Raw genomic sequence first — 16,204 nt, 5'->3', positions numbered from 1 at the left:
ATGACTAAACAACCAACGATTCACTTAAATGATGGTAATGATATTCCCGCTATTGGGTTCGGGACCTTCCTGATTCCCAACGACGGCTCGACGAAACAAGCGGTCACCGCAGCCTTGCAGGCGGGTTACCGGCACATCGATACGGCCGTTGCCTACTTCAATGAAGGCGAGGTCGGCCAGGCCATCGCAGCCAGTGACGTCTCGCGTGACCAGATCTGGGTCACCAGCAAACTGTGGCTGCAGGATTACGGCTACGAAGCGGCTAAGCAGGCCATCGACACGTCACTGACGAAGCTGGGGTTGGACTACCTGGACCTTTACCTGATTCATCAACCTTACGGCGACGTACCAGGTGCTTGGCGCGCCATGACGGAAGCCCAACAGGCCGGCAAAATCAAGTCGATCGGGGTCTCTAACATGACGCCTAAGATCTGGCAGAAATTTGTACCGGACTTTGCCGTTAAGCCGGCAATCAACCAAGTTGAGTTCAACCCGACATTCCAACAAGCACCGTTACGCCAATTGTTGGCCGCCGATGATGTGAAGTTAGAGGCCTGGGGACCCCTGGGCCAAGGTGATCAAGGCCTGTTACAAAACCCTGTCATCACGCGGCTAGCGGCCAAGTACGGCAAGGACGCGGGGCAGATCATCTTGCGGTTTGAAAACCAACTGGGGGTTATCGTCTTGCCCAAGTCGGTTCACGCCGCGCGCATCAAGAGTAACCTGGACATCTTTGACTTCACGCTGACCGCTGATGAAATGGCGGCCATGACCGCGCTGGACACGGGCAAAGGGCGGCATGATCCGGATGCCCCAGGGGTGCAGGGCATGTTGTTGGGGGCCTTTGACGTGCACGCCAACGATTAATGACAGATTTTTTGAAACCGGTCGGAGCCTAGCGCTGCGGCCGGTTTTGTGTCGCGTTGATTTGAACACTAATTAATTGGGGGAACATGTTATAATGGAGTTCATTGTGTGACATGAGGTAACGGAGGAAAACATGCGTGAGAAAGATTTTCAATTAAATATCCCCGCGGAGATTGGGGAACAGCTACAGCTAAAGCCGGAGACGTCGGTCAAACTGGTCGTAAAGCGCAATCGGCTGGTCGTTCAGCTCGAGGAGCCGCGGCTTCAGCTATTTCAGGACAAGGTCCTGTTATGGCCGGTCCTGACCGCGTTGTTCGTGAGTCTGGGCTTTTATCTCTACAGCCTGCAACAACGACTGCGAACGATTAAATTGGTCGGCGACTATTCTTTAGCCACGGCCATTATCGTCCTGGGTGTGTTGATGGGGACGGCCCTATTTGCCGGTTTCTTCATCCGGGGTCGGCACGATCCGGAGAACCATTTTAGCCAAAACGTTTACTGGCGAAATTTTCCCGTGATTGTGTTGTCATTTGCCCTGATTTTGGGTCTGTTGCTGGTCGGGAGCATGTGGCTACTGGGCGTGCTGTTCAAGGGGGCCAGCTTTGGCATCCTGACGGCGAGCATTATTTTATTTGCGTTTGGCGTGGTGACCAACGCCGTCATGATTTATTTTGCGCTGGTGGTCGACGCTGGCGTCCTGTCAACGGTCCTGATTCTGGTGATCATCAGTGGCGTTATCATCGCAATGGCCGTGAATAACCAAAAATACTGGTGGCAACACAACCTGAGTTTTCTAGGAACCAGCGGCGCATCAAGTGGCTGGCAGTTCAACGCGACCCTGATCTTCTCGGCGTTGCTAATGATTGCCTTGATTGATTACCTGTTCGTGCGGTTACAGGAATCCCTGCCGCAGACCCGGCGATTGTTGATTTTACGGGGATTGTTGACGTTGACGGCATTTGATTTGGGCCTGGTCGGGGTCTTCCCCAACAATATCAGTTCTCATGCGCTACATGATCAGGTGTCCGTCTTCTTGGTCTATCTGATTATTGCCCTGATTGTGAGTGTCCGCTGGCTGCTGCCGCAAGTCACCCAAGACTTCTTATACCTATCGTACGGTATCGGCGTGGCCTTGGTCGTGGCCGCAGTCTTGTTCCAGGTCATCGGCTACTTTTCTCTCACGGCCTTTGAAATGGTCGCATTCGTGCTGGCGTTTGGCTGGCTATTGATGCTGCTAGACCGGATCGAAGCATTGATTGACGTGGGAACAGAAGGGTTGATTACGCGGCGGGAGTAAATATAGTCCCGTGATTTTTTACAAAAAGGTGGGTGTTACCGGAAAAATTCTGGTAACACCCACCTTCTTTTTGTTTTGTTATTTGTGATTTAGCACGGTCAGCTTCGTCGGCATCTGGCGAACCTTCTGGGCTGCGTGCTGGGCGTTGATGCGGGCCACGATTTTGGTCAAAGTAGTCGTGGCCGTTTGGTCTTTACGAAACGAGTGCACGATCATACTATCATAGGTGACCCGATTGCCTTGCAAAGAGAACCAGTTGGGTGCGAGATTCTTGTCTGCGGCCGTGATGTGTTGATCGGGCCAAACTAGATAACGGGTGGGGTGCTTGGTGGCATAGTGTTCGACTTGCCAACCAGCCTTGAAGTCATTGACCTCTTGCCACCGCTGTAGCTGGGGGTCCTTGATGGCGTAGTAAATGATGGCGCTATAGGTCAACTTTGGGTGATGCTTGAGTTCGGTTGTGGTCAGTTTGCTGACAGATTTTTTGGCGTGTTTGCTCGTCGTGGGCTTTGCCGGCGATGAGGTGGATGGGGTGGACCGAATCAGGGCGATATACGCGCCACCCAAAATCAATAGGGCACTCACGCCAATGAGCACGCGTTTGGCTAATGTTGCCATCGTGAGACCTCCTGCGGAAATAATAATTCTAGTGTAGCGGTCGCATCAACTGGCGTAAAGGGGACAAAACGCCCAAATCCATTGGTAGCTCCGAATTTATATGGCTGAAACCTGGACCAAAAGGCAGCTAGCTCCGCTTAAAACTGATAAGCAAACAATCCAAACCCGGGATTATTCGCTTATCAGCCTTAATGCTCGCCAGCTAACTGCCTTTGGTTCCACTCTCAAAAAAACCACCTAAGAGCAGTCTACGCTTAGGTGGTCATGGCTAAATTCAATTGTTGTTTAGTACCAGTGGTGATGTTGCCAGAAGGACTTTGCCTTGGTCCAAGTCCCGTAACGACCAGCCACGTACTTGTTAGCGGTCTTTTCTTGGTTGACGGCAGATAAGTTGCCGTGCAGGTAAGACTTCAGTAATTGGTAACGACCATAACAGTTACCGTTACGTGCCGTGTAGCTGTAGCGGGATTCACGGTAAGCAATCCACTTCTTGGCAGCCTTTTGCTTCTTTGATAAGCCAGAGTTGATCTTGGCGATTTGCTTCTTTTGACTGGCGGACAATGTTGCGGCTTCCGCAGTCACCGTTGGTTCAGCATTAAAGCTGGTAGCGACGTTGGTAATCATCCCAAAGGAGATACCGAAAACTAATAAGATTGAAGCTAATTTGATTTTAAATTTAGTCATATTTTTTTAAACACTCTTCCTCGTTTGTTAATCTCTACCTAGTAGCATACGCGATGAATGTTGCAGTCATGTTACTACGCAATTAAAAGGCCGTCACAAGCAGGTAAAGTTATATGACGAGATTAGGGGGATTGCCCCCCGTCAGAGTGCTTTGAAACCGTGAGCTGTGGGGATTGGTAACGGATTTAAATAAATATTTCAATAATGAATAGGCCAATTGATTAGCTGGTTAGGAAAAGAGTTGTTGCCACCCGAAAAAGACCATGACCACGATTCCCAACGCAATTCGGTACCAACCGAAGAGTTTGAAATCATTGTTGCGGATATAATTGAGCAGAAATTTGATGGCCAAGTAAGCCACGATGTAGGAGACGATGACCCCGGTCAGTAAGATGATCACCTGGCTATAGGTAAACGTGTTGCCATGGATCAGGTATTTTAAAACCTTGAGGGATGACGCGCCAAACATGGTGGGAATCGCCAAGAAAAAGGAAAACTCGGTGGCCACGTAGCGGGAGGTTCCTAGCAAGATGGCCCCTAGGATGGTGGCGCCCGAACGCGAGGTCCCCGGCACCATCGCTAAGACTTGGAAACAGCCGATTAGAACGGCCAGCTTGAACGGCAGGGTATTGAGGTCGGTAAAACGTGGTGTCTTGGCCCGATTGTAATTTTCAATCACGATAAAGAGAATACCATACAGAATTAAGGTCGTCGCGATGACCTGCCAGCTGGTCAGGTGCGCGTCCATCCAGTCGTTGAGCGGTAGCCCCACGATAATTGCTGGTAAGACGGCGACCACCACCTTGACCCAGAGTGACCAGGTTTGGCGGCGTTCCACGGGGGTCTTCGTTGCGGCCCACGGATTGAGCTTGCTAAAGTACAGGACTAATACGGCCAGAATGGCACCCAGTTGGATAACGACCATGAACATATTGATGAAGGCGGTCGGCTCGTCTAGCTTGATGAATTCATCAGACAGGTATAAGTGCCCGGTAGAACTGATGGGTAGAAATTCAGTGATCCCTTCAATGATGCCGAGAATAATGGCTTTAATAATGTCTAACACGAGTAATTCCCCTTTGTAAGTAGCAGTATCTACAAGGTTATCAGACCGACGTAAAGGGCATGTCTTGGTTGTGTAAAATCTATGTAAAACAAAAAGGCCGAGATGTCCCGACCTTGGTACGACTGGTGTTATGGGTAGTAATTACCCGTTATTTTCTGAAGCAAAGCTATGCTGGTGTGCCAAAACCTTGCGGAAAACAAAGACGGTGCCGAGGAAGAAGCACGCGGCCAGACTCGCTGCGATTGGCAATGTGTGAAACATGTTTTCTGGTAAGACCAGCGCCAACAGCGGAAAGGCGTAGGCGGCGGGTAACTTGATGTGTAACAGCTGTAAGAGCACGAAGACCAGCGGTAGCGCCAGCAACGTGGTCAGCAGCCAAGACGCCAGTAGCGTGTGGATCAGCACGCCTAACGTGGCCGCACCGGCGAGGGCAATGATTTGGCGAATTGCCAGCTTGCCAGGATAATCGGGCAGCTGAGAAACCTCAAAGAAGACCACCAATACTGGCGGAATCCCGGCCATTTGCGGGAAGCCAGCTAGCCAAACGGCCGCGACCCAGACGGAAGCGACCAACGTGAAGCCCAGCATGTGGGAAACGTGGAGTGACTGACCCGCGGGTTTGCCGCGATAATGGCCTTGTAACAGGACACCCACTGTCAGCGTCAACGTGAAAAACAGGATTGCCAGAATAAAGGACCAGTGCGTGGCGTTAATAATGATGGGCAACAGTCCGGTGGCAAATGAAGGGGCGAGGGTAGAGCGCAACACGCTGAGTAAGAGTAGGATTAAGATCAAGGTCAGATAGACCTTCTCGGCGTAAGTGATGCCGAGCTGATTGACCAGAAAGCCAATCACCGCGGTCCCGGACGGTGCCAGGAAGATTTTAAATGGCTGAGCAATCCAACTACTGTTATGATAGATCCAGGTACCAGCCGTCAGCGCGCCAATCTCGGGCAGGATAATTTCGTAGTCGCCGAGTAGCGTTGCGGCTGCGACCATCAACAGGACGAACGCAAAGCCAATCAGGTAGTCGCGCCGCTCAAGCTTGGATAAAGACATGGGTCAAGAATACCTCCTTATAATTTTTTATATAAATTTGGATTTTTTGCCTAAGCGGTTTTGATTATAGCACGATGATTTCAAAATTTCAGGTTGAAAATATCGTGAAAACGTTGCCACTTCTGCTATTGTGGGCCTTAGAAATTTGGCCGCTCCTTGTCATGAGAAGCGTAGCAGCAGACTGGAAAATCTCCCGTTTCATTTCGTGAGCCTTGGGGTATACTAAAGAAACAACCAAACCTCAGGAGGAACACCATGATTGCATTAAAATCACAACGCGAGATTGCTGGCATGCAGGCGGCGGGAGACATCCTCGTCGGCCTCTTCCACGAGCTTGAAGACTATATTAAACCCGGGATCACAACCTGGGACATCGACCACTTTTCCTACGAATATATCGTGGGTCACGGCGCCACGCCAGGTGAGCTGAACTTTGAAGGCTACAAGTACTCGACCTGTGTCAGCGTCAATGACATGATCTGCCACGGTTGCCCCAGCAAGGACATCGTGTTGCACGACGGTGACCTAGTCAAGATGGATACAGTCATCGATTACGACGGCTACCTCAGTGACGCTTGCCACGCCTTTGTTGCGGGCACCCCGTCGGCTGAAACACAAACGCTGATGGATGTTACGCTCAAAGCGCTATACAAGGGTATCGATCAGGCCGTGGTGGGCAACCGCATTGGTGACATCGGCTTTGCCATCCAGGATTACGCGGAAAACCAATTGGGCTACGGCGTGGTTCGCGACTACATCGGCCACGGCATTGGGCCGACGATGCATGAAGATCCCGACGTGCCACACTATGGTCGCGCCGGTCATGGCACCCGTTTGAAGGCAGGGATGACCATCACCATTGAACCCATGATCAACGTTGGTAGCTACGAGTGTAGTGCACCGGCTGATGATGGCTGGACGATTCGCACGGTCGACGGCAGTTTGAGCTGTCAATATGAGCACACCATCGTGATCACCGACGACGGTCCTAAGATCTTGACGTCGTTTGATCATGAGTTGGATGCGCGGTATTTGTTAAAATAGGTAGCGAAAAGGGGCTTGCGAACAAACACGCGCAGGCCCCTTTAACATTGGATTTTTAAGTTAAGACGTTGGGAAGAAATCATCATCAGTTAGTGCGTTCTGATGTGCTTGAATGAACTGCTCATCCGTGAATGGATTGGGCGTTTTGGGTAAGAAAACAATGGCCCCATCGCGACCAGCGTAGACTTCGTATTCCTCAAACGGACTGTTGGTGCTTGCGGGAACGGGTAAGACGATTGCTTGGCCGAGCCGCTGTTTTTTAACCACCGTCATCGCATTTTCTCCTTTGTGATTGTCTAGACCGCCGTATACCCACCGTCGACCGTGAATTCTGAACCGGTCACGTAGTTGGATTCGTCCGAGCCTAAGTAGACGCAGATTTCACCGATGTCTTGCGGTTGACCGACCCGTTTCATGGGGATGGCAGCGGAAACTTGAGCAACTTGATCGTTAGGACCACTGGTCATTGGCGTGTTGATGACGCCCGGGTGAACCGAGTTGACGCGGATGTTGTAGCCCTTGGTAGTTGCGTCGATGGCGGCAGCCTTGGTCAGCATGCGCGTGCCGCCTTTGGACGCCGAGTAAGACGAGATGAGTGGGCTGGCAACCATGCCGGCGATGGAAGAAATGTCGATGATGGACCCGCCAGACTGCTTCATGGCTTTGATGGCGTGCTTCATGCCCAAGAAGTTACCCGTCAAATTAATATCCATGACCCGTTGCCATTCGGGCAAGGTGATCTCGTCGAGGGGTTTCATTTCAGGCAAGATTCCCGCGCAGTTGACCAGAATATCAAGCTGGCCAAACTGGTCGACAATGTGGCCAATCGTGGCTTGCCAAGCGGCTTCATCAGTGACGTCTAGTGAGACAAAGCTAGCGTTGTCGTGGTCCCGGACGATGGCCCGTTCGCCGTCGCTTTCCTGTAAGTCAGAGAGGATGACGCGAGCGCCTTCCCGTAAGTAACATTTGGCGATGCCGATACCGATACCCCCGGCGCCACCCGTAATCAATGCCGTCTTGTTTTGCAAACGTGCTGTCATCAAATGACCTCCTTGTAGATTCTAAGTTCATGGTATCACAAATAGAAAGTGAGGGTGTCGTGATTTGTTGGGAAAATGGTTGGTGAGGCAAGCCGTTGTGGTCCATGAGATAGTGCGGGAAATTATTAGTAAAATTGTGAAACGTCTACAAAAGTTTTACACAACCCACATCAAAATGCGACAAGGGCCTGCTATCCTAGGTGAGACTTAAAATTCTAGGAGGCTATCCATCTTGAAATCAAAATTACGCTTAGGCCTGTCATTGGGCGCACTCATCATGACGTTGGGGATTGGGGCACAGACCATCGTTACTCCGGTTCAGGCAGCGACGCACGCCACCACGACTCAGGCAGGAAAGCAAATCAAGCTGCAGGGCGCCGATAATGTCCGCGACTTAGGTGGCTACCGGACCAAGACGGGGAAGACCGTCAAAGCCCACGTCTTACTGCGGGCAGCGGCACTGAACAAATTGACCAAGGCCGATGCGAAGAAGCTCAAGCAGGTGTACCATGTTCGGACCGACATTGACTTGCGGTCTAAGGCGGAAGCTGCCAAGGCGCCTGACGTGAAGATTTCTGGTGTGACCTACAAATTTGATCCCGTGGTCAAGGATGTGTCCCAACAGTTCTCCATGACCAGTAAGGATGGCGTCAAGATCATGGAAAATGGCTACAAGGCCATGGTTACAAGCACGCAGGGCAAGAAGGCGTACAAGCAGATGTTCAAGATCCTGCTGAAGAATCCGAAGGGCCAAGCGGTACTCTGGCATTGTACAGCTGGTAAGGACCGCACGGGGGTAGGCACAGCTTTGGTACTGTCTGCTCTGGGTGTGAGTCGTAAGACGGTCATGAGCGATTACCTCTTGTCCAACAAGTACCTGGCCGCTAGCAACAAAGCTGCTATTCAACAGTTGAAAGACAAGGGCGCTGACGCCGCAACCATCAAGCTGATGACGGACATGTTGAGCGTGAAGAAGTCTTATTTGAACGCGGCCTTCTCTGCAATTAACAAGAAGTACGGCTCCGTGGATAAGTACCTGCAAAAGGGCTTAGGTCTGACGAAGACGGATCGGACGAAGCTACAGAAATTGTATTTGACCAAGTGATTGCCAATTCTCCCTTAATTTTCAGGCACAAGGTATAACTAGTTTCAAATGAGAGTTGAGCAACGAGGCTACACATGAAGCCTCGTTGTGTTACAATTATTGCTGAGGAGGTGCCTTAAAATGACAGTCACATCACTACGCTTTAAGGATGATCAGTATCAGGAAGTTAAAGCGTTAGCAGATTTTTATGGAGAATCGGTTACGACTTTTATGCGTAGAACAATTTTGGAGCGACTAGAAGATGAAGCTGATTATCGTGATGCGGTTAGCAATTTACAAACTAGTCATGGTGAGACAGTTTCACGCCAAGAAGTTATGCAGCGATTAGGGTTGAAATGAAATCTTACACTTGGAAATTTGCCAAAAAAGCCGATAAAGATTTTCAAAAACTCGACCGGCAAGTACAATTGCGGTTGGTCAATTGGTTGGACAAACACATCGAAGGGGCTACCAACCCCCGAATCTGGGGGAAAGCGTTGGTAGGAGATTTGGGAACTTTTTGGCGCTATCGCGTGGGAGGCTACCGAATTATTGCTGAAATTCAAGATGAGCAGTTTGTTGTCCTGATCGTGAAAACGGCAAAGAGAAATGATGTTTACAAATAGTGTCCCCTTTTCAAATTGGTCTACACCATGGTACACTAAGTCTAAACCAATGAGGGAGCGAATCAGCTTGTACAAGATTATTACCAGCGACTTAGACGAAACGCTATTGCGAACGGATGGTAGCATTTCTCAGGCTAACATTGATGCCATTGCGGCGGCTTCGGCCCGCGGGGTCAAGTTTGTCCCCAACACCGGACGTAGCTTCTTGACCGTGCAGAACCTGTTGAAGAAGCTACACCTGTATCAACGCCCCGATGAATACGTCGTGTCCTATAACGGCGGTGTGGTCGTTGAGAACCAGGAAAATCGCGTCATCGTCAGCAATCAAATGCCCTTTGCCGAGGCAAAGAAAGTCTTTGAGATCATGACGCAGTTTGACGTTGACATCCACGTCTATACGCTGGATCATCTGTACATTTACCGGCCGCGCGCGGACGACATGGCTTATTTGAAGACGCGGGGCGTGACCTTTGACGAGCTGACTGGCTCCTTTGACCAGTTTGTCGACGACCGCATCATGAAGGTTATCGTCATGAATCCAGATTTGACCGTGCGGCGGGCCGTGTATGATGCGATTACTGCGGCGTTTGACCAGATCAACTGTACCTATTCTTCTGGCATCTATATGGAAGTGAACCACGCTGGCGTGGATAAGGGAACGGCAATCTTAGACCTCGGTCGTCAATTGGGCGTTGGGGCCGATGAGATCATGGCCATCGGCGACAATGCCAATGATTTGGGGATGTTGACCAAGGTGGGGATGCCGGTTTCCGTGGCCAACGGGATTCCCGAGGTCAAGCAGGTTGCCAAGTTCGTGACGCCGCATGATTTTGAGTCAGGCGTGGCGGATGCCATCCATGAATTTGTTTTGTAAACTAGAGCTGGGACTGCGGTCCTGGCTTTTTTACGTTGACAGCGCGGACGAAATCCCGTATGGTGGAAGAACTTTAAACGAGAGGGGTGACAACCCATGGAACTGACGAATTTGATGGCGTGTGTCCCCGCAAACGGACAAGGACGTTTTTCCCTAGATTAACTTTAAAAGGAGAAAACTTGTGAAAAACGTCCGTCAATCGGCCCCGTCATTGGGACTGATCATTGTGCTGGTGGGGTTTCCCCAGATCAGCGAATCAATTTTTACCCCGGTCTTGCCACAACTGCAACACGTCTTACGTGTGAGTGCCAACCGGGCACAGTTAACCATGAGCAGTTACTTTATCGCCTTTGCCATTGGGGTACTCATTTGGGGCCAACTGGCCGATAAATGGGGCCGCCGACCGGCCATGTTAGCCGGCATTGGGGTGTACTTGCTGGGAAATTTAGGCTTATTTTTGAGCCCGGATTTCACCTGGCTATTGGGTAGTCGCTTGGTTCAAGCCTTTGGCGCCAGCGCGGGGTCCGTGGTAACGCAGACCATCATGCGTGAAAGTTTCAGCGGCCTGACTGGAGCTCGAATATTTGCTCAAACCAGTGCCGCGATGGCCCTAGCCCCGGCATTGGGACCGCTGATTGGTGGTATCATGCAGACCTACTGGGGGTATCGCAGCGTGTTTGGAACACTGATTGCGATGGCCGTTGCTGTCGGCTTGTACGCGCTCAGTCGTTTACCAGAAACACAACCAATTGACGCGCAGACGCAGTCGGTCAAGCAGTGGCCCTTGGTGCGTCGGTTATTAAGCGACCGCATTGTTTGGGGATACGGGTTGTTGATCGGTGGCATCAATGGCGTATTGTTTAGTTATTACGCTGAAGCGCCGTTTATCTTCATGACCCATTTTGGCTATTCAGCCGTTCACTACGGGTGGCTCGGGTTGATCCTAGCGGGTGCCAGTCTGCTAGGTGCCGTGCTGGTCAATTGGTTACTAAATTGGTTCACGCCGGAGCAGGTGGCATTAGGTGGCCTGATCTTCAGCGTGGTTGCTAGCGGCAGCCTGGTGATTGCGGCTTATGGGCAGAGTGCCGGGGCTATGTTGGTTACCATTTTCCTGACCTTTCTTGGGCTAAATGTTACGTTGCCCAACGCTTTGAACCGGGCACTGGTTGGTTACGAGGACGTGATGGGCAGTGCCAGCGGCTGGTTTAGCCTGGGATACTACTTACTCGTCAGCGCCTTCACTTATGGCATGAGCTGGTTGCACAATGGTGCGGTTGAAACACTGCCGTGGTACATGTTGGGCTTGTGTGGCGGCATGTTACTGAGCTTTGTGGGGTTGATCGTGCGTCAAGTGCGTGCCACCAGTGAAATTTCAGAATAGAAAACGTTACGGGCGTGGGTTCAGCGAATAGCTGTCTCACGCCCGTTTTACAATGAAATTTGTAAGCCGTTCGAACAGCGACCACGCCACGGCGGTGGTACACGGGCGAGGTAAAACTGGTTGTGAGTGACCAGGACCTGAAGACCTTGCGGCAAGATGCGGTGCATAGTGTGCGGTGAAGTCGCGGTGGATGTTTGACGACAGATTCTTACGTTGGGTGTATGATTAATCCTGTTAGTGTTAATCCATCTAAATGAGGAGAGGTTTGCATGAAGATAGTGAGCGCAGGCGTTGTGACGGTGGCAGTTGCGGCCGGTTTGACAATTGGTGGGGTGACCACGCCATCGGCCAAAGCAGCGACCTGGCATCAGGGCACACCGAAGATTTTGCGGGGGAAGTGGGTCGATGGGAAGAAGAATCAACTGTTGAACTATTACCCGACTTTCGTTGGCAAGGCGAATGAACTCAGTTTTAGCGGTATTGATCCGACAATTAATAAGCATATGCATTACCGCCACAAGAAGGGGAGTCCCATTTACTACGTCAAGGGGCATGAAACGCTGTATAGTCACGGCAAACTCGTGAATTACTACAAGTTCAGTCTGCACAAAACGACGCGCAAACATAAAAAATATCGAGCTAAATTTTACATCTACTATCAAAATAATGATGGCCAAATTTGGCGAGCGAAAAAGGCACATTACGGCCATTATTTCTACAAATAAATCAATAAAACCCGCTAATCGGCGGGCTTTTTGATCCGCTGAGCACGATATCAATTTGCTGGGACAAAGTAGTTGCGGCCCACAACTAGATAGCCTAAAATCAACTTAATTAGAACAGAATTCAGGCTAAGCGAGTTGAAGGGAAGGTCACGCTGTGAAAATTGTCAGACGCTTGTTACTTGCCATGGTTTTGGGCATCGCCGTTTTTATTTGGGTCAATTGGCAGCCCTTGTCGACGCAGTTTCAGTATTATCGGGCCGCCATTTGGGCGACGGTCACTGGTCGCTCGGAAACGGCTGCAAGTCAGGCGGCTGGTAATTACCAGTCAAGTGGGTACATTTTGCGTAATCTGAAGGATGCCACTACCAAGACCGGGGCGGATGATACGCCGGTGGAAGAGGCCATGCAGGGGCTGTTATTACAGAAAAAATACTATTACCACTTTGCCAAGAACACGCCAGCGAAGGCTCGGCAAGCCTTTACGTATGCCGTCGACGTCTACAATCAGACCGGTATCGTTCAGCTGGTTGCCGGTGCGGGTACCTCGGAGACGAATCGGGTGACGTTTGGCATTTATCACAAGCGCGAGCCCAAAGACCAGGCGACCATCGAGTATGGTCACGGCGGGCCGCAGATCACCCAGCGTATCAGTTGGCGGGGCATCCTGACCACTAACACCGCGACGGCCGAGCTGAATGCCACCTATCCGCAGGCCTTTAAACGGTCCGTGGCTGTTCATGAGCTGGGACATGCATTAGGGCTGGATCATAGCTCGGACAAATCCTCGGTCATGACGCCCATCGACCAGGGCAAGACGCAATTGTCAGCGGCGGATCTCAAGAGCCTGCGCGCAATTTACCAAAAATAAGGCTGCGGCAAATTAAAGGCATTCGTGACCTGACTGGTGTATGATTAACTTGTATACAACTAATACAAAGTGAATCAGTACAAGCAGTTAACCAGAAGGGATGCGGTTTTATGGCAACGATTTACGATTTTACGGAAACGGAAATGAGCGGGCAAGCCATCGACTTCAAGGATTATCAAGGCAAGGTCTTGTTGATCGTCAATACCGCCAGCAAGTGTGGCCTGGCGCCGCAACTGGAAGGGATTGAAGCCCTTTATAAAAAATATCATGACCAAGGCTTCGAGGTCTTGGGCCTGCCGTCCAATCAGTTCCACCAAGAATTGGCGACGGATGAAGAGGTCAATGATTTTTGCCAAATGCATTACGGCGTGACCTTCCCAATGACGCAACGTGTTGCAGTCAATGGGGAGGATGAAGATCCACTGTTTACCTACCTTAAAGAAACCGCGGGTCATGGCCGCATCAAGTGGAACTTCACCAAGTTTCTCATCGGGCGCGACGGTCAGTTGATCGACCGCTATGCGCCGGTCACCAAGCCGGAAAAAGTAGAACCAGCCATCGTAACGGCTTTAGCCCAGTCTCAAAAATAAGTAACAGCATATTAAAAAGGTCGAGACAACTGTCCCGGCCTTTTTGATATGCTGTATGAGTTAATGACCCACGATTAGTGCCCCAACGCCGGTAGCCACGACCACGTAAATGGCGGCGACTAGTGCGGTCAGCCAGGTGCTTTTACTCCAGAATTTTTCTGACATGGTGATTTCCTCCTAAGCCACTGACTTGGTGGCTGGCGTTGATGTTAATTTTGACTTGTTCAGCAGGAGCGAACTGGCCACCACGGACAGTGAGCTGAGCGCCATGCCGAGGCCGGCGAGTTCGGGACTTAATGACAGACCGAAGACCACGAAGATACCGGCAGCCACGGGAATGCCCAACGTGTTGTAAATGAATGCCCAGAACAGGTTGAGCTTGATTCTGTTGAAAGTCTTTTGACTGAGCTCCAGCGCACGAACCACGTCCATCAGGTCATTCTTGACCAGGACGATGCCGCCAGATTCAATGGCGATATCTGTACCAGAACCCATGGCGATACCCACATCTGCGGTCGTCAGTGCAGGCGCGTCGTTGATGCCATCGCCCACGAAGGCTACGGGACCATCGGCTTGGAGCTGCTTGACGTGATCGGCCTTGTCGCCGGGCAACACGTCGGCGATGACGGTGTCGATACCGACTTCATCCGCAATGGCTTGGGCCACGCGTTGGTTATCGCCCGTCAACATGACGGTCCGTAAGCCACGATGCTTAAGGGCTGCAATGGCGGCTGCGGAACTGGCCTTGGGTGCGTCTTGGATGGCAATCAAGCCAATGATTTGATCCGCCACGCCGACCAGAACGACGGTCTTAGCTTCGGCTTGGAGCTGCGCCATTTGGTCGCTCAAGGTGGCGTCTAATTTGTAATCCGCAATTAATTTATCATTACCGATGACGGCAGGCTGACCAGCGACCGTGGCCTGAACCCCTTTGCCTTCAATGGCTTGGAAATCCTGGGCCGCGGTGACCGCGATATTCTCCGCCTTGGCCTTGTCCAAAATGGCAGTGGCCAGTGGGTGTTCAGAAGCGACTTCGAGGTTAGCGGCGACTTGTAAGACTTGCTGGGGGTCACCCACGATGTCGGTCACTTGGGGATGGCCAGCGGTGATGGTCCCCGTTTTATCAAAGACCACCGTCTTGACGCGGTTGGCGGCCTCGAGGACCTCACCGTTCTTGATCAAAATGCCCATCTTGGCACTACGACCAGTGCCGACCATCAAGGCCGTGGGGGTGGCAATCCCTAAGGCACACGGGCAAGCGATGATCACGACGGAAACGGCGAAGAGCACTGCACTGACCAGCGGTGCGCCGAGGAAGACGTACCAAATGGTAAAGGTGACAATGGCCGCAATCAGTACGGCCGGTACGAAGATATCAGCGACCTTGTCCACCGTCTTTTGAATGGGCGCGTGACTGGTTTGGGCCTTCTTGACCATTTCGACGATTTGCGACAGTAACGTATCGTTGCCGACCTTGCTAGCCTTAAACGTAAAGGTCCCGGTATTGTTCATCGTGGCGCCGATAACCTTATCACCGGTTTGCTTGGTGACGGGCATACTTTCGCCGGTCACCATGGATTCGTCAATGGTTGAAGACCCGTCAACGATGACCCCGTCGACGGCAATCTTTTGGCCGGGACGAACGCGAATGACGTCGTTAACGGCGACTTGGGCCAATGGAACCTGCGTCCACTGGCCATCGCGCATGACTTCGGCGTCCTTAGCCTGTAAGTCGACCAGCTTGCTGACGGCACCAGAAGCGGAGTGCTTCATTTTCTCTTCGAAATACTGGCCCAACAAGATAAAGGTGACCACGAAGGCGGCACTTTCAAAGAAGACAGCCTTACCCGCTAACATGGCGTAGAAGCTGTATAAGTAGGCTGTGATCGTCCCAATGGCGACCAGCGTATCCATGTTGGCGTGGTGGTGACGGAAGGCAGCCCAAGCACTTTGAATGAATGGCCCGGCAGATACGGCCATGACGGCGGTTGCCAGCAAGAACATCGTCCAAGCACCGCCGGGTAGCATCAGGCCAAAGGGTTTTGTAAACATTTCGACTAGCATCGGTAGGGAGACGACAAGCGAGAAGACGAACCGATTCTTGATGCTCATGGTTTGACGACCACCTTTCCAAAGAACATGTCCATGCCACAACTAAACGGGAACTCGCCGGCTTGACTGGTATCGACGGTCACGGTTTGCGGCTGGTTCAGGGGTAGCGCACGGCTGAAGCACAATGTCTTCGAATGAACTTGGTCCAAACACCCAGCATCATTGACCCGGGTGAAGGTCAACTCGGCCGGTGTGCCTTGGGTTAAAACGACTGTGGCGGGCTGGTAGCCGCCATCAACGGTGATATTAGCAGTTTGTTTTGTCATGTG

General features: G+C 51.5%; 19 protein-coding genes. 11 read left to right on the top strand and 8 right to left on the bottom strand.

Annotated elements, in window-relative coordinates; genetic code table 11:
* Together NGM66_RS01505 and NGM66_RS01500 are read left to right on the top strand one after the other, a co-directional pair.
* Positions 1 to 867: an aldo/keto reductase gene (locus NGM66_RS01505; protein WP_208908256.1), complete on the top strand. Its 867-nt coding sequence runs from the start codon at positions 1 to 3 to the stop codon at positions 865 to 867.
* 133 nt (positions 868 to 1,000) lie between these two features.
* The gene (locus tag NGM66_RS01500; protein WP_208908258.1) at positions 1,001 to 2,164 is read left to right on the top strand and encodes a DUF998 domain-containing protein; all 1,164 of its coding nucleotides are present in this window, start codon (positions 1,001 to 1,003) and stop codon (positions 2,162 to 2,164) included.
* A 78-nt stretch (positions 2,165 to 2,242) separates the two neighbouring features.
* Here NGM66_RS01500 and NGM66_RS01495 read toward each other — a convergent pair whose 3' ends face one another.
* The 4 genes from NGM66_RS01495 to NGM66_RS01480 all read right to left on the bottom strand — a co-directional run bounded on the left by NGM66_RS01495 (position 2,243) and on the right by NGM66_RS01480 (position 5,591).
* On the bottom strand, positions 2,243 to 2,782 hold the full coding sequence (locus NGM66_RS01495) for a hypothetical protein (protein ID WP_208908260.1): 540 nt from the start codon (positions 2,780 to 2,782) through the stop codon (positions 2,243 to 2,245).
* 285 nt (positions 2,783 to 3,067) lie between these two features.
* Positions 3,068 to 3,466, bottom strand: a complete 399-nt coding sequence (locus NGM66_RS01490) for an aggregation-promoting factor C-terminal-like domain-containing protein (RefSeq protein ID WP_208908262.1) — start codon at positions 3,464 to 3,466, stop codon at positions 3,068 to 3,070.
* 229 nt (positions 3,467 to 3,695) lie between these two features.
* Complete coding sequence (locus tag NGM66_RS01485; protein ID WP_258115334.1) at positions 3,696 to 4,532, bottom strand: undecaprenyl-diphosphate phosphatase; 837 nt, start codon at positions 4,530 to 4,532, stop codon at positions 3,696 to 3,698.
* Positions 4,533 to 4,673: 141 nt separating this feature from the next.
* Positions 4,674 to 5,591: a hypothetical protein gene (locus NGM66_RS01480; protein ID WP_208908266.1), complete on the bottom strand. Its 918-nt coding sequence runs from the start codon at positions 5,589 to 5,591 to the stop codon at positions 4,674 to 4,676.
* Positions 5,592 to 5,846: 255 nt separating this feature from the next.
* Between NGM66_RS01480 and map the strand changes: the two genes are divergently transcribed.
* The gene (map, locus tag NGM66_RS01475; protein WP_208908268.1) at positions 5,847 to 6,635 is read left to right on the top strand and encodes a type I methionyl aminopeptidase; all 789 of its coding nucleotides are present in this window, start codon (positions 5,847 to 5,849) and stop codon (positions 6,633 to 6,635) included.
* Positions 6,636 to 6,695: 60 nt separating this feature from the next.
* Here map and NGM66_RS01470 read toward each other — a convergent pair whose 3' ends face one another.
* Both NGM66_RS01470 and NGM66_RS01465 read right to left on the bottom strand, forming a co-directional pair.
* Complete coding sequence (locus NGM66_RS01470) at positions 6,696 to 6,908, bottom strand: antitoxin of toxin-antitoxin stability system (protein ID WP_208908270.1); 213 nt, start codon at positions 6,906 to 6,908, stop codon at positions 6,696 to 6,698.
* Positions 6,909 to 6,931: 23 nt separating this feature from the next.
* Positions 6,932 to 7,675, bottom strand: coding sequence for a glucose 1-dehydrogenase (locus tag NGM66_RS01465; protein WP_208908272.1), 744 nt, complete (start codon positions 7,673 to 7,675; stop codon positions 6,932 to 6,934).
* Positions 7,676 to 7,907: 232 nt separating this feature from the next.
* Here NGM66_RS01465 and NGM66_RS01460 point away from each other — a divergent pair, with 232 nt between their 5' ends.
* The 8 genes from NGM66_RS01460 (at position 7,908) to NGM66_RS01425 (ending at position 13,823) form a co-directional block, all read left to right on the top strand.
* On the top strand, positions 7,908 to 8,780 hold the full coding sequence (locus NGM66_RS01460) for a tyrosine-protein phosphatase (protein WP_208908274.1): 873 nt from the start codon (positions 7,908 to 7,910) through the stop codon (positions 8,778 to 8,780).
* Positions 8,781 to 8,900: 120 nt separating this feature from the next.
* Positions 8,901 to 9,119 (top strand): type II toxin-antitoxin system RelB family antitoxin, encoded by a 219-nt coding sequence (relB, locus tag NGM66_RS01455; RefSeq protein ID WP_208908282.1) that lies wholly within the window; start codon positions 8,901 to 8,903, stop codon positions 9,117 to 9,119.
* Positions 9,116 to 9,385 carry a type II toxin-antitoxin system RelE family toxin gene (locus tag NGM66_RS01450; RefSeq protein ID WP_208908284.1) on the top strand — a complete coding sequence of 90 codons (270 nt, stop codon included), beginning with the start codon at positions 9,116 to 9,118 and terminating at the stop codon, positions 9,383 to 9,385. The genes relB and NGM66_RS01450 overlap by 4 nt, the downstream gene beginning before the upstream one ends.
* A 67-nt stretch (positions 9,386 to 9,452) precedes the next feature.
* Complete coding sequence (locus tag NGM66_RS01445; protein ID WP_208908286.1) at positions 9,453 to 10,259, top strand: Cof-type HAD-IIB family hydrolase; 807 nt, start codon at positions 9,453 to 9,455, stop codon at positions 10,257 to 10,259.
* Between the two features lie 181 nt (positions 10,260 to 10,440).
* Positions 10,441 to 11,640 carry a multidrug effflux MFS transporter gene (locus tag NGM66_RS01440; protein ID WP_208908288.1) on the top strand — a complete coding sequence of 400 codons (1,200 nt, stop codon included), beginning with the start codon at positions 10,441 to 10,443 and terminating at the stop codon, positions 11,638 to 11,640.
* Positions 11,641 to 11,909: 269 nt separating this feature from the next.
* Complete coding sequence (locus NGM66_RS01435) at positions 11,910 to 12,365, top strand: hypothetical protein (RefSeq protein WP_208908297.1); 456 nt, start codon at positions 11,910 to 11,912, stop codon at positions 12,363 to 12,365.
* 154 nt (positions 12,366 to 12,519) lie between these two features.
* Positions 12,520 to 13,233 (top strand): matrixin family metalloprotease, encoded by a 714-nt coding sequence (locus NGM66_RS01430; RefSeq protein WP_258115333.1) that lies wholly within the window; start codon positions 12,520 to 12,522, stop codon positions 13,231 to 13,233.
* Between the two features lie 110 nt (positions 13,234 to 13,343).
* Positions 13,344 to 13,823, top strand: a complete 480-nt coding sequence (locus tag NGM66_RS01425; protein WP_208908299.1) for a glutathione peroxidase — start codon at positions 13,344 to 13,346, stop codon at positions 13,821 to 13,823.
* 177 nt (positions 13,824 to 14,000) lie between these two features.
* Here NGM66_RS01425 and NGM66_RS01420 read toward each other — a convergent pair whose 3' ends face one another.
* Both NGM66_RS01420 and NGM66_RS01415 read right to left on the bottom strand, forming a co-directional pair.
* On the bottom strand, positions 14,001 to 15,935 hold the full coding sequence (locus tag NGM66_RS01420; protein ID WP_208908301.1) for a copper-translocating P-type ATPase: 1,935 nt from the start codon (positions 15,933 to 15,935) through the stop codon (positions 14,001 to 14,003).
* Positions 15,932 to 16,201: a cupredoxin domain-containing protein gene (locus tag NGM66_RS01415; RefSeq protein ID WP_208908304.1), complete on the bottom strand. Its 270-nt coding sequence runs from the start codon at positions 16,199 to 16,201 to the stop codon at positions 15,932 to 15,934. Before NGM66_RS01415 ends, NGM66_RS01420 begins: the two co-directional genes overlap by 4 nt.
* Positions 16,202 to 16,204: the final 3 nt, after the last annotated feature.

This window comes from Levilactobacillus yiduensis, from assembly GCF_024718525.1.
GTDB lineage: Bacteria > Bacillota > Bacilli > Lactobacillales > Lactobacillaceae > Levilactobacillus > Levilactobacillus yiduensis.
The sequence above is the reverse complement of the archived record's forward strand: the minus strand, read 5'-3'. Positions and strand labels throughout refer to the sequence as shown.

What these genes read in the sequence shown, in the direction of transcription:
- NGM66_RS01490 (WP_208908262.1), bottom strand. Translation starts at nt 3,466, where the DNA reads ATGACTAAATTTAAAATCAAATTAGCTTCAATCTTATTAGTTTTCGGT.
- NGM66_RS01450 (WP_208908284.1), top strand. Translation starts at nt 9,116, where the DNA reads ATGAAATCTTACACTTGGAAATTTGCCAAAAAAGCCGATAAAGATTTT.
- NGM66_RS01470 (WP_208908270.1), bottom strand. Translation starts at nt 6,908, where the DNA reads ATGACGGTGGTTAAAAAACAGCGGCTCGGCCAAGCAATCGTCTTACCC.
- NGM66_RS01425 (WP_208908299.1), top strand. Translation starts at nt 13,344, where the DNA reads ATGGCAACGATTTACGATTTTACGGAAACGGAAATGAGCGGGCAAGCC.
- NGM66_RS01480 (WP_208908266.1), bottom strand. Translation starts at nt 5,591, where the DNA reads ATGTCTTTATCCAAGCTTGAGCGGCGCGACTACCTGATTGGCTTTGCG.
- NGM66_RS01495 (WP_208908260.1), bottom strand. Translation starts at nt 2,782, where the DNA reads ATGGCAACATTAGCCAAACGCGTGCTCATTGGCGTGAGTGCCCTATTG.
- NGM66_RS01465 (WP_208908272.1), bottom strand. Translation starts at nt 7,675, where the DNA reads ATGACAGCACGTTTGCAAAACAAGACGGCATTGATTACGGGTGGCGCC.
- relB (WP_208908282.1), top strand. Translation starts at nt 8,901, where the DNA reads ATGACAGTCACATCACTACGCTTTAAGGATGATCAGTATCAGGAAGTT.
- map (WP_208908268.1), top strand. Translation starts at nt 5,847, where the DNA reads ATGATTGCATTAAAATCACAACGCGAGATTGCTGGCATGCAGGCGGCG.
- NGM66_RS01500 (WP_208908258.1), top strand. Translation starts at nt 1,001, where the DNA reads ATGCGTGAGAAAGATTTTCAATTAAATATCCCCGCGGAGATTGGGGAA.
- NGM66_RS01420 (WP_208908301.1), bottom strand. Translation starts at nt 15,935, where the DNA reads ATGAGCATCAAGAATCGGTTCGTCTTCTCGCTTGTCGTCTCCCTACCG.
- NGM66_RS01435 (WP_208908297.1), top strand. Translation starts at nt 11,910, where the DNA reads ATGAAGATAGTGAGCGCAGGCGTTGTGACGGTGGCAGTTGCGGCCGGT.
- NGM66_RS01415 (WP_208908304.1), bottom strand. Translation starts at nt 16,201, where the DNA reads ATGACAAAACAAACTGCTAATATCACCGTTGATGGCGGCTACCAGCCC.
- NGM66_RS01505 (WP_208908256.1), top strand. Translation starts at nt 1, where the DNA reads ATGACTAAACAACCAACGATTCACTTAAATGATGGTAATGATATTCCC.